At 71.1% G+C, this 12,290-nt stretch carries 9 protein-coding genes; 3 read left to right on the forward strand and 6 right to left on the reverse strand.

Annotated elements, in window-relative coordinates; translation table 11 throughout:
• Nucleotides 1-4: 4 nt before the first annotated feature.
• From AAC134_RS04990 to AAC134_RS05000, 3 genes are all read left to right on the forward strand, one after another.
• Nucleotides 5-778 (forward strand): VOC family protein, encoded by a 774-nt coding sequence (locus tag AAC134_RS04990; protein ID WP_339947958.1) that lies wholly within the window; start codon nucleotides 5-7, stop codon nucleotides 776-778.
• A 68-nt stretch (nucleotides 779-846) separates the two neighbouring features.
• Entirely contained in the window at nucleotides 847-1,626 is a 780-nt protein-coding gene (locus tag AAC134_RS04995) for an SDR family oxidoreductase (protein ID WP_339947959.1), read from the forward strand.
• 25 nt (nucleotides 1,627-1,651) lie between these two features.
• Complete coding sequence (locus AAC134_RS05000; RefSeq protein ID WP_339947960.1) at nucleotides 1,652-2,431, forward strand: SDR family NAD(P)-dependent oxidoreductase; 780 nt, start codon at nucleotides 1,652-1,654, stop codon at nucleotides 2,429-2,431.
• Between the two features lie 134 nt (nucleotides 2,432-2,565).
• Here the strand turns inward: AAC134_RS05000 and AAC134_RS05005 are convergent, their stop codons facing one another.
• The 6 genes from AAC134_RS05005 to AAC134_RS05030 form a co-directional block, all read right to left on the reverse strand.
• Nucleotides 2,566-3,561: a hypothetical protein gene (locus tag AAC134_RS05005; RefSeq protein ID WP_339947961.1), complete on the reverse strand. Its 996-nt coding sequence runs from the start codon at nucleotides 3,559-3,561 to the stop codon at nucleotides 2,566-2,568.
• 95 nt (nucleotides 3,562-3,656) lie between these two features.
• Nucleotides 3,657-5,237 carry a carboxyl transferase domain-containing protein gene (locus AAC134_RS05010; RefSeq protein WP_339947962.1) on the reverse strand — a complete coding sequence of 527 codons (1,581 nt, stop codon included), beginning with the start codon at nucleotides 5,235-5,237 and terminating at the stop codon, nucleotides 3,657-3,659.
• 11 nt (nucleotides 5,238-5,248) lie between these two features.
• Nucleotides 5,249-8,572: a carboxyl transferase domain-containing protein gene (locus tag AAC134_RS05015; RefSeq protein ID WP_339947963.1), complete on the reverse strand. Its 3,324-nt coding sequence runs from the start codon at nucleotides 8,570-8,572 to the stop codon at nucleotides 5,249-5,251.
• 61 nt (nucleotides 8,573-8,633) lie between these two features.
• Nucleotides 8,634-9,662: an ABC transporter permease gene (locus AAC134_RS05020; protein WP_339947964.1), complete on the reverse strand. Its 1,029-nt coding sequence runs from the start codon at nucleotides 9,660-9,662 to the stop codon at nucleotides 8,634-8,636.
• Nucleotides 9,659-10,618 carry an ABC transporter permease gene (locus AAC134_RS05025; protein ID WP_339947965.1) on the reverse strand — a complete coding sequence of 320 codons (960 nt, stop codon included), beginning with the start codon at nucleotides 10,616-10,618 and terminating at the stop codon, nucleotides 9,659-9,661. The genes AAC134_RS05020 and AAC134_RS05025 overlap by 4 nt, the downstream gene beginning before the upstream one ends.
• 76 nt (nucleotides 10,619-10,694) lie before the next feature.
• Complete coding sequence (locus AAC134_RS05030; protein WP_339947966.1) at nucleotides 10,695-12,281, reverse strand: ABC transporter substrate-binding protein; 1,587 nt, start codon at nucleotides 12,279-12,281, stop codon at nucleotides 10,695-10,697.
• Nucleotides 12,282-12,290 lie beyond the last annotated feature (9 nt).

Genomic DNA, 12,290 nt, shown 5'->3' on the forward strand with positions numbered 1-12,290 from the left:
CCCCATGGCCATCCACCTGCGCCAGGTCGCCCTGGTCGCGCGGGAGCTTGCTCCCGTCATCGACGACCTCTGCGCGGTCTTCTCGCTGAAACCCGGGCATGTCGACCCCGAGGTCGGCAAGTACGGGCTGGAGAATACCCTGATCGCCGTGGGCGCCCGCTTCCTCGAAGTGGTCGCCCCGGTGAAGGAGGGGACGGCCGGGGGGCGCTACCTCGAGCGTCGCGGCGGCGACGGGGGCTACATGGTGATCTGCCAGGTGCCCACGCTGGAGGAGCAGGCGGCGGTCCGCGCGCGGGCCGCCGAGGCCGGCGTGCGCGTCGCCCACGAGATCGACCGCCAGACCTGGAACATCATGCAGCTGCACCCCGCCGACATGGGCGCGGCGTTCCTGGAGGTCGACTGGGACGAGAAGGCCGACGTCGCCGGCAACTGGATGCCCGCGGGCGGCGAGAGCTGGCGCGAGGACGTGGCGACCGAGGTCGTCTCGGACATCACCGGCGTCGAGCTTCAGTCCGAGGACCCCGAGGCGCTGGCCGCCAGATGGGCCGCGGTCTGCGGTCTGCCGGTGGAGCATGAGGGCGGCCGGCCGGTGATCCGGCTGGCCGACGCGCTGATCCGCTTCGCCGAGGCCGCCGACGGGCGCGGCCCCGGCCTCTCGGCCGTGCGCCTGCGCGCCGAGGACCCCGAGCGCGCCATGGCCGAGGCGAAGGCCCGCGGCCTGCTGACGCCCGAGGGCGAGATCATGATCGGCGGCGTGCGCTTCGCCCTGCGGGACTGACGCGCGCCGGCACGGGGGCGCGACCGGCGCGAAGACCGGCCGCCCGTTTTATGGGAGGAGACGCCGCTATGGTGGAGACCCGACTTTTCGATCTGACGGGCAAGGTGGCGCTGCTGACCGGCGCCTCGAAGGGCATGGGCCGCGCGATGGCCGCGGGGCTGGCGGCCCACGGCGCAACGGTGGTGATCTCCTCGCGCAAGCAGGACCAGCTCGACGCCGCCGCCGCCGGGATCAACGGCGAGATCGGCGCCGAGCGGGTGCATGCGGTCGCCGCCAACGCCGGGCGTCACGGGGACCTCGAGAACCTGGTCGCGAAGACGCGGGAGATCGCGGGCCCGATCGACATCGTGGTCGGCAACGCGGGCGTGAACATCTTCTACGGCAAGATCTCCGAGATCCCGGATGCGGCCTATGAGAAGACCATGGCGACCAACGTGCAGTCCAACCTGTGGCTGGCGCGCCTGGTGGCGCCGGACATGATCGCCAAGGGCTCGGGCTCGATGATGTTCACGGCCTCGGTGGGGGCGTTCAAGCCCTCGGCGACGCTGGGGCTTTACGGGGTGTCGAAGCTGGCGCTGATCGGGCTGGTGCGCAATCTGGCCGCCGAGTTCGGCCCCCAGGGCGTGCGCGCCAACGCCATCTGCCCCGGCCTGATCCGCACCGATTTCGCCAAGGCCCTGTGGGACAACCCCGAGGCCGAGGCGCGCGCCAACTCCGAGATCCCGCTGCGCCGGCTGGGCGAGCCCGACGATTTCGCGGGGCTGGCGGTGTATCTGGCCTCCGACGCCAGCCGCTACATGACCGGGCAGGCGCTGACCGTCTGCGGCGGCACCAATATGTGGACCTGACGGGTCCTCGACAGGGAGAGACGACATGGACGTGAAGGACCGCATCGTGGTCGTCACCGGCGCCGCCGGGGGCATCGGCAAGGCGCTGGCCGAGCGTTTCGCCAGGGCCGGCGCGAAGACCGTGGTCTGCGCCGACCTCGACGAGGCCGGCGCAAAGGCCACGGCCGAGGGCATCGGCGGCGTGGGGCGGCGCTGCGACGTCTCGAAGGAAGCGGACATCCAGGCGCTGATCGAGGAGGTCGAGGACGAGATCGGCCCCATCGACCTGTTCTGCGCCAACGCCGGGATCATCCAGCGCGGCGGGCTCGAGATCTCCAACCAGGACTGGCAGAAGATCTGGGAGGTCAACGTGATGCATCACGTCTGGGCCGCCCGGCACCTGGTCCCGCGGATGGCCGCGCGGGGCGGCGGGCATTTCCTCAACACCGCCTCCGCCGCGGGTCTGCTGAGCCAGGTCGGCTCGGCCTCCTACGCCGTGACCAAGCATGCGGCGGTGGGGTTCAACGAGTGGCTGGCCCTCACCCATGGCGACGACGGGATCCGGGTGTCGCTGCTGTGTCCGCAGGCGGTGGACACGGACATGGTGCGCAGCGGGTCGTCGGGCGTCGCCTCGATGGACGGGCTGCTGACGCCCGAGGCGGTCGCGGACGAGTGCCTGCGCTGCATCGAGGCGGAGACCTTCCTGGTCCTCCCCCACCCCGAGGTCCTGGAGTACATGCGCAACAAGACCGCGAACTACGACCGCTGGATCGGCGGCATGAAGAAGCTCAACCGCCGATTCAACTCCAAGGCGGCGGCCGAGTAGGCCCCCGCCGGGGGCAGGCCCCCGGGAGGCCGCCGCGCACGTTCGCCCCACGCGGGGGGCGCGCCCCGGGCCTGTCCCGGGGCCCCTCCCTCCGTCGGCCCGAGGCGATGGCCGGCGGGGGAGGGAGGCCGGGCTCAGGCCGGGGCGACGGCGCCGCCGATGGAATAGGCCTTCTCCTCGCGCATCTTCTTCATCATCTTCACGAAGGTGATGCCCTCGATCGCCTGGTTCTTCTTGAGCTTCTCGGCCTTCTGGATCTGCACGTACTGGCGCAGGGCGTCGTTGTCCTTGGCGACATGGGCGAGGATCATGTCGCTGAGCGCCTTGAGGTCCGCCTCCTTCGTGACCAGCGTGTAGCCGCAGGCCTTCAGCTTCTCCTTGTTGAAGGTCACCTGCAGGCCGGCGACGTCGGCGATCTGCGGCTCGCCGGTGTCGGGGTCGAGAGGGGCGGGCGCGTCGAGCGGGTCGATCTCGGTCTCGACCGCGCGGGGGTCCTTTTCGAGGTCGGCGGGTTTGCGGGCGTAGCCCTCCCGCACCAGCATCCGGTTGAACAGGTAGGGGTCCAGGCGCATGCCCTCGGACTTCAGCATCTTGCGGCAGGCGCCCATGGTCAGCGTCTCGCCCTTCGCCTCGAAGGCGGCGATGTAGGCCTGCATCAGTTGGGGGTTCTTGAAGCTGAAGGCCGAGGCGGCGCGCTGCCAGGCCGGGGGCGGGGGCGGGTCGGCGACGTCCTGGGCCGCGTCGTCGCGCGAGCCGCCCCGTTTCTCGTGGTGGCGCAGGAAGACGTCGGACTTCCAGAACCGCGGCAGCGCGTCCTGGGTGAGCAGGTTGTAGATTTCGAGCCGGGCGGCGGCGATGTTCGACACCCACTCGACGCTGTCCCAGTCGCCGGCGTTGGCGAGGTCGATCATCGGCTGGCGCTGCGCGCTGCTGATGTTGATCTGGTGCTTCGCGTCGGGCGCGAGGAACATCGGGTAGGCGGTCCGCGGATCGAAGCCGCCCATGTAGAACAGCAGGTTCTCGCTGTTCAGCTCCTTGACGAGGTGGGAAAAGAACACCTTCACGAAGGCGCGGTCCGCCACGATGGCGTCGATCGTGTCGGGGTAGGTGAGCGTGCCGAAGCGCTTCATGTGGGGGCTCCCTCGGGCTGGGTTGTTCGATGCCCGTAGGTGCGCGCGGCGGCCGGAGGGGTTCACGGGCCGCCGCGGATTTTCCGCCCCCCCGTCTACGGGAGGTAGGCCATGCGGGAGCGGCCGAGCTGGCGGGCCAGCACCCGCTGCGCCTCCTCGACGAATTCGCACAGGCGCGCGCGGGTGTCGCGGGGGTCGATGATGTCCTGGCCGGTGGCCTCGGCGGTGCGCAGGGGGTTGGCGATGGCGTTCAGGCGGGCCTCGATCTCGGCGCGCTTGGCCTCGGGGTCGGGGGCCGCCTCGATCTCGGCGCGGTAGGCGGCCGAGACGCCGCCCGCGATATGCATCGAGCCCCAGTTGGCCGAGGGCCAGGCCATGCGCTGGAACATGCCCGAGGCGCGGTGGTGGCACTGGCCGGCGACGCCGTAGAGGCGGCCCATGACCACCGTGCACCAGGGCATCGTGGTGAGACACACCGTCGAGACCATGCGCGCCCCTGCCCGCTCGATCCCCTGCTTCTCGCTTTCCAGGCCGACCAGGAAGCCGGGTTCGTCGGCGAGCGAGATCAGCGGCAGGTTGAACAGGTCGCACAGCTGCATCAGCCGCATCGACTTCGAGCCCGCCGCCGCGTCCGTCGCCCCGCCCAGCGCGCGGGGGTTGTTGATCATGATCCCCACCGGGTAGCCGTTCAGCCGCGCGAGGCCGGTGATGCGGGATTTGCCATACATCGGCGCGATCTCGAAGAACGAGTCCCGGTCGACGATGGCGTTGAGGATCCTGCGCGCGTCATAGACCTTGCGGCGGTCGCGGGGCATCGCCTCGAGCAGCCAGTCCTCGCGGCGCTCGGGGTCGTCGCCGGTCTCGTGGCGGGGGGCCATCTCCTCGCGCGAGGGGGGGAGGTAGGACAGCCAGGTCGCCACCATCTCCATCGCCTCGGCCTCGGTGGCTGCCACATTGTCGATGCAGCCGGAGACGCGGGTGTGGATCTGGTCGCCGCCCAGCTCCTCCTTGGTGATGTCGAGGCCGAAGGCCGCCTTCACCACCGGCGGGCCGCCGGGGAAGATCTGGGAGATGCCCTTCACCATCACCGAGAAATGCGACAGCGGCGCCTGCACCGCCGGCAGGCCGGCGACCGAGCCGAGCACGGCGGAGGCGACCGGCACCTCCTGCAGCAGCTCCACCTCGGGGGCGATGTAGTCGTTGCCGTCGGGCAGGTAGGTGCGGCCCAGCGCCTCGAACCCGCGGACCGAGCCGCCGACCGCGTCGAGCAGCCGGACATAGGGGAGGCGCCATTGCAGGGCCTTCTTGGCGGACCCGATCTCCTGGCCCAGCCCCCCGCGGGAGCCGCGGCCCGAGCCGCCCTTGACGGTGAAGTCGCCGGCGGTGACCACGACCTTGCGGCCGCGGACCTTGGCCGAGCCTTCGATCAGGCCCTTGGGGGTGAATTCGGCGAGCGTCTCGCCCTCATAGACCGCGTCGGCCGAGAAGGGGTGGATCTCGCGGAAGGAGCCGGGGTCGGCGAACATTTCCAGCCGCTCGCGGGCGGTCAGCTTGCCGCGGGCGTGGTGGCGGGCGATGTTGGCCTCGCCCCCCATCTCGCGCATCCGGGCGCGGCGGGCGTCCAGCGCCTCGACTTCCGGGCCCCAGCCGGGGGCCTCCTTGTCGTCTCTGGGCATGGTTTTCTCCCTCACCAGGCGTCCACGAAGGGGCGCTTGCGTCCCGACATCGGCGGGCGCAGGCGCGTGGCGCGCAGGCCGCCGAGGATCCACTGCCGCGTCTCCACCGGGTCGATCACGGCGTCGACCTCCAGCGTTTCGGCGACCTTGATGGCCTTGCCCTGCTGATACATCTCGTCCAGCAGACGGTCGTAGAGGGCCTGTTTCTCGTCCGGGTCCTCGACCGCATCCAGCTCCTTGCGGTAGCCCAGCCGCACGGCGCCTTCGAGGCCCATGGGCCCGAACTCGCCCGTCGGCCAGGCGACGGTGAAGAAGTCGTCGTAGGTGCCGCCCGCGAGCATCGCCTGGGCGCCCAGCCCGTAGCACTTGCGCAGCACCACGCCGAACAGCGGCACGCTGATCGAGCGGGCGGTGACGAACATCCGGCAGACATGTCGCACGAGGCCGGTCTTCTCCGCCTCGGGTCCCACCATGAAGCCGGGGCTGTCGCACAGGCTGATCAGCGGCACGTCGAAGGCGTCGCAGAGCTGCATGAAGCGGCTGGCCTTGTCGGCGGCGGGGCCGTCGATGGCGCCGCCCAGATGCTTGGGGTTGTTGGCGATGATGCCGAAGGGCTTGCCCTCGATGCGGATAAAGGCCGTCACGATGCCGATGCCGAACTCGGGGCGCAGCTCGAGGACCGAGTCCACGTCCGCCATGCCATGGATCGCGTCGCGCACCTCGTAGGAGCGCAGGCGGTTCTCAGGCACCACGTGGCGCAGGCGGCGGGGGTCGGGGGCCTCCCACTCCGCAATCGGACCCTGGAAGTAGGAGAGATACTTGCGCGCCATGGCGCAGGCCTCGGCCTCGTCCTTGACGCGGATGTCGACGACGCCGTTCTTCGACTGCACGTCGATGGGGCCGACTTCCTCGGGCGTGTAGACGCCCAGGCCCCCGCCCTCGATCATCGCGGGGCCGGCCATGCCGATGTTGGCGCTTTCGTCGGCGATGATCACGTCGCAGCAGCCGAGGAAGGCGGCGTTGCCCGCAAAGCAGCGGCCCGAGACCACGCCCACCAGCGGCACCTGGCCCGAGAGCTCGGCAAACGCGGTGAAGGTGCGCGAGGAGATGCCGGCGTAGGTGGCCCGCTCGGTGTCGCCGGGCCGGCCGCCGCCGCCCTCGGCGAAGAGCACGACGGGGATGCTCCACTCCTTGGCGAGGTGGAAGATCCGGTCGAGCTTGCGGTGGTGGCGCTGCCCCTGGGTGCCCGCCAGCACCATGTAGTCGGCCACCGCGAAGGCGCAGCGGCCGAGATCCTCGCCGACCTCGGCGCTGTTGACGAGGCCGATGCCGGTCAGGATGCCGTCGCCCGAGGTGTTCCTGCGCAGATCCTCGAGGCTGCGGCGCTGGCGCTGCGCGGCGATGGCCGTCTCGCCGTATTCGAGGAAGGTGCCGGGATCGCAGACCTGGGCGAGGTTCTCGCGCCCGGTCTGGTGGCCGCGGGCGTGGCGCTTGGCCACCGCCTCGGGGCGGCTTTCGTCGCGGCCGAAGGCGCGACGGTCCAGCGCCTCGGCGAGGTCGAGGCGGATCCGGTCGAGGTCGATCTCCTCCTCGGTCATCACCGCGTCGGCGGCGTCCTCGGCCCGCTCGATCACCAGGATCGGGGCGCCGTCCATCAGGGTGACCCCGGGCTGGGCCATCACCCGGCGCACCGTGCCGGTGTGGGGGGCGACGACGACGTGCTCCATCTTCATCGCCTCGAGGACCGCGACCTGCTGGCCGGCGGCCACCTGGTCCCCGGAGGCCACGTCGACCGAGAGGACGGTGGCCTGCATCGGAGCGGTGACGGCGCCCTCGGGGACCGAGCCGGGGGCGGAGTCGGCGGCGGCCTCGAGGCTGGTCTCGCTCTCGAAGAACAGGGCGGGGGCGATCTTGGCGGCGGCGGCGTGCAGGGCCGCGGCCTCGGCCTCGATGAAGCGGGTGGTGAGCGTGTTGGCCTTCACCTCCGGCCGCGCGAGCAGGGCGCGAAGCCAGCTGAGGTTGGTCTCGATCCCCTCGATGCGGAACTCCGCCGCCGCGCGCTCGGCCCGGGCCACGGCCGAGGCCCAGTCGCCGGGGGAGTGCACGATGACCTTGGCGAGCAGGCTGTCGAAGCCGGTCGAGGTCTTGAAGCCCGCGTAGGCGAAACCGTCGACCCGCACGCCCGCGCCCGCGGGCGGCTCATAGGCGCGCACGGTCCCCGAGGAGGGTTTGGCGGCGGCGGTGGCGTCCATCCGCTCCATGTTCACACGCAGCTGGATGGCGTGGCCGCGGGGGGCGGGGACGGCGGCTTGCGTCAGGCCGAGGTCGGCGAGCGTGCGGCCGCGGGCGATCTCGATCTGCAGGGCGACGAGGTCGAGGCCGGTGACGGCCTCGGTCACGGTATGCTCGACCTGGATGCGGGGGTTGGCCTCGATGAAGAAGATCTCGCCGGTCTCGGCGTCCATCAGGAACTCGAAGGTGCCGAGGCTGCGGTAGTTCGCGCTGGCCGCCAGTTTCAGGGCGTGGGCGCACAGCGCCTCGCGCGTCGCGGCCGGCAGGGTGGGCGAGGGGGCGATCTCGACCACCTTCTGGTGGCGGCGCTGGAGGGTGCACTCCCGCTCGCCGAGGTGGATGCAGGCGCCGGTCCCGTCGCCGAGCACCTGAACCTCGAGGTGGCGGGCGGCGGGCAGGAAGCGCTCGACATAGACGGCGGGGTCGCCGAAGGCGCCCTTGGCCTCGGAGCGGCAGCGGGTCCAGGAGTCCTCGATCTCCGCGGCCTCGCGGACCACGCGCATGCCGCGGCCGCCGCCGCCGGAGACGGCCTTGATCAGCATCGCGGCGCCGTCGGGCAGGTCGGCGAAGAAGGCGCGCGCGCCCTCGAGATCGGTGTCCTCGGCGGTGCCCGGCAGGGTGGGGACGCCCAGCTCCTGCGCCCGGCGCTTGGCCGAGACCTTGTCGCCCAGAAGGGCCAGCTGCTCGGGCGTGGGGCCGACGAAGATCAGGCCGGCCTCCTCCACCGCGCGGGCGAAGGCCGCGCTTTCAGAGAGGAACCCGTAGCCGGGATGCACCGCGTCGGCGCCGGCGGCCCGCGCCGCCTCGATCACCGCGCCGGCGTCGAGATAGGCGCGCGCGCCGATCCCCTCGAGCGCGGCGGAGGCGTCGGCGCGGCGCACGTGCAGGGACTTCGCGTCGTCCCGGGAATAGATCGCCACGCTCTCGACCCCCAGATCGGCGGCGGTGCGGGCGATGCGCAGGGCGATCTCGCCGCGGTTGGCGATCAGAAGGCGGGCGAGCGAGGTGGCGCGGGGGGCGGACGCGGGCTGCGCGGAGGGCATTCGGCGGGTTCTCCTGAAGAGGTCGGACGGCGCGCCCGCGACGGGCGCGCCGGAAGCGGGGTCAGGTCTTGCCCGAGGTGGGGTCCATCGCCTCGCGCAGGCTTTCGCCCAGCGTGTTGAAGGCGAGCGCGGTCGCCAGGATCGCGAGGCCGGGGGCGTACATCTGCTCGGGCGCGATCTGCATGTAGAGGTAGGCGCGCGCGATCATCCCGCCCCAGGAGGGCTCGGGCGGCTGCATGCCGAGGCCGAGGAACGACAGCGACGCCTCGGCCAGCAGGGCGACGGCCATCAGCAGGGTCATCTGCACCAGCACCGGCTGGATGGCGTTGGGCAGCACGTGCTTCCACAGGATCCGGGTGGGCGAGGCGCCAAAGCAGCGCGCGGCGTCCACATAGAGCTCCTGTTTCAGGACCAGGGTCCGGGCGCGGGCGAGGCGGGCGAGCTGCGGGGCGAAGACGATGCCCACCGAGATCATCGCGTTGGTCAGCCCGATCCCCAGCACGCCGGTGACCGCGATGGCCAGCACGATGGCGGGGAACGAGAGGAACGTGTCGATGATCCGGCTGATCACGTCGTCGACCCAGCCGCCGGCGTAGCCCGCGATCAGCCCCACGGGGATGCCCAGGAAGGCCGCGACCCCCACGGCGAGGAACGCCGCGTAGACCGAGGCCGAGGCCCCGTGGATCAGCCGGCTGAACACGTCGCGCCCCAGGTCGTCGGTGCCCAGCAGATAGTCCGCCGAGGGCGGCATCAGGATCACGTCGTAGTCCTGCAGCGTGGGATCGTAGGGCGAGATCCACGGCGCGAAGATCGAGCAGGCGACGATGGTCAGCAGCACGATCAGCGCCACCACCGCGAACGGGTCGTCCGAGGCCCAGTCGCGCGCCTTGAGCGCAAACGAGCGGCGCGCGGGCGCCACGTCGGCGATGTTGACCGCGGCAGGAGGCCGGGCGGCCGCCTGCGCGGTCGCGGCCGCATCGGGCGCGGCCGCGCGCGCGGCCGCCACCGCCGAGGGCGCGGGATCGACGCCGGGGGGGCCCTGCTCGGGCGGGGTCTCGCCGGCGTGGAGGGAACGGGGAGCGGAAGTCATTTCTGGCCGATCCTCGGGTCAAGCACGCTGTAGAGCATGTCGGTGATCAGGTTCACCGTGATCACGGTCAGCACCATCATCAGCACCACGCCCTGAACCACGGGGAAGTCCCGCTGCAGGGTGGCGTTGACCATGGTGGTGCCCATGCCGGGGATCGCGAACACCGCCTCGACCACCACGGTGGCGGCCAGCGTCCGGTTCACCAGCAGCGAGATCACGGTCAGCAGGTTGACCGAAACGTTGCGCAGCCCGTGCCGCCAGAGCATCGCGCGCGGGTGCAGGCCCTTGGCGTGCAGGGTGCGGAAGTGCTGCGACTGCAGGATCTCGACGAGGGACGAGCGCAGCTGGCGGGCCACCTCGGCCACGCCGGAGGCCGCGAGCGCAACGGCGGGAAGGGTGGAATGCGCGATCGCGGCCCACAGGTCTTCCTGGGGCGGCACGAAGCCGGTCGCGGGCAGCCAGGCGCGGTTCAGCGCGAAGGCGCCCACGAAGATCATCGCCAGCCAGAAGTTCGGCAGCGCCACGCCGACCGACGAGAAGGTCATCACGAACTTGTCGACCCAGGTGTTGGGCCGGCTTGCGGCCAGCACGCCCAGCGGCACGCCCAGCACGATCGAGATCAGGATCGCGTAGGCCACGATGAACATCGTGTTGGGGAACACCCGCGCGATGGTGGTCGAGATACTCTCGCCCGAGAGCAGCGACTGCGACAGGTCCCCCTGCAGCGCGTTCAGCACCCAGTCGCCGTACTGCACCAGCAGGGGGCGGTTGAGTCCGTAGATCTCGCGGATCTCGGCGATGCGTTCGTCTGTGGCCTGCTCTCCGGCCAGCACCACGGCGACGTCGCCGGGCAGCAGCTTCATCAGCATGAAGACGGAGAAGGTGGCCAGGAACAGCACCGGGATCGCCTGAAGCAGGCGGCGGCGCAACATCCGGCGCTGGAGCTGGTTGAGCACGTCTGGCCTTCCGGTCGGAGGAAAAGGGGGGAGACGCCGCGCGAAACCTCCGCGCGGCGCCGGGGCGGCGTCGGCCTCAGCCGACTTTCACGTCGCGGAACTTGGGCTTGCCCAGCAGGTTGGGCTCGAAGCCGGAGACCTTGTCGGTGGCCACGTTGACCTCGTAGCGAACCGACAGCGTGATCGCCAAAGCCTCGCGCATGACGATGGTCTGCAGCTTGTCGAAGGCGGCCTTGCGCTCCTCCTGCACCGAGGTGGCGCGGGTCTCGGCCAGCGCCTCGTCGAACCCCTCCGGCGGCGGCGTGCGGCCGGGGTTGTAGAAGGAGTTCTCGGAGAACAGCAGGTCGTAGGACTGGGTCGGATCGGGCCGCCCGGTCCAGGCCGAGAGCATCGAGTCCCCCGACTTCTCGGCGCCCATGAAGCGCGAGACGATGTCGGGGACCGGCCCGTTGCGGAAGGTGCCCGTCACCCCGATCTTGGAGAGCTGCTCGAGCACCACCTCCTGGCGCTGCACGAAGGCCTGGTCGGTGTAGGAGACGAAGTCGATCTCGAACCCGCTCTCGACGCCGGCCTCCTTCATCAGGGCCTTGGCGCGGTCGAGGTCGAAGTAGACGTGCTCGGCCGCGGCCTGCGAATAGGCCCAGTGGGCCTGGGGCAGGAACATCCGCGCGGGCTCGCCGACGCCGGCCTGGGTGGCCTGGACGTAGGCCTCCCGGTCGATGGCGAGCTGCAGGGCCTGGCGGACGCGCGCATCCTGCAGCGGCCCGCGGGAGCGGTTGAGATAGAGCTGGTAGATGTAGACCGTCGGCCCCTCGACCAGCTTCAGGTTCGGCAGCCGCTCGATCAGGGTCTTCTGGGTCTCGGCCAGCGAGTAGGCGAGGTCCGACTGCCCCGACTGCACCGCGCGCATGGCGGTGGCGCGCTCGGGCGTGATGGTCATCACCAGGTTGTCCATCGCAGGCAGGCCCTCGCGCCAGTAGCCCTCGTAGCGCGTGCCCTCGACCTTGTCGTGGTCGGTCCAGGAGACGAACTTCCAGGGGCCCGCGCCGACCGCGTTGCGGTTGACGTTGGCCTCGGGGTCGTTGCCGAGCGCGGTGGGCGAGACCATCATCCCGGCGCGGTCCGAGAGGATCAGCGGCAGCGCGGTGTCGGGCTTGTTGAGGCGGATGGTGACCTCGAGCTCGCCGGTCGCCTCGGTCGACTCGATGGTCGCGAGGTCGGGCTTCACGTTCGAGGTCTCGGCCCCGCGGTTGCGCTCGAGGTTGAAGACCACCGCCTCGGCGTTGAAGGGCGTGCCGTCGTGGAAGGTGACGCCCTCCTGCAGGGTCAGCACCAGGGTCTGGGGGTCGGTGAACTCCCACGCCTTGGCCAGGCCCGGGACCGGGGCCAGCGTCTGGAAGTCCCACTCGATCAGCGGGTCGTAGAAGTTCCACAGGTAGACGTGGTCGCCCCCGTTGCCGCCGATGGCCGGGTCCATGCTCGAGGGGTTGGTGTAGCTCGAGATCCGCAGCGTGTTGCCGGTCTGGGCGGCGGCCATGCGCGGCAGGCCCAGCGCGCCGACGCCGGCGGCCGCGGCGGCGCCGGCCAGGAACTGGCGGCGGCGCAGGGGCGGCAGGTGCGCCAGCAGCCCCTCGGTCTTCAGTTTGTTGCGCGTGTCGTCCATCGGTGATCC

The sequence above is a fragment of the uncultured Albimonas sp. genome (assembly GCF_963977235.1).
GTDB lineage: Bacteria > Pseudomonadota > Alphaproteobacteria > Rhodobacterales > Rhodobacteraceae > Albimonas.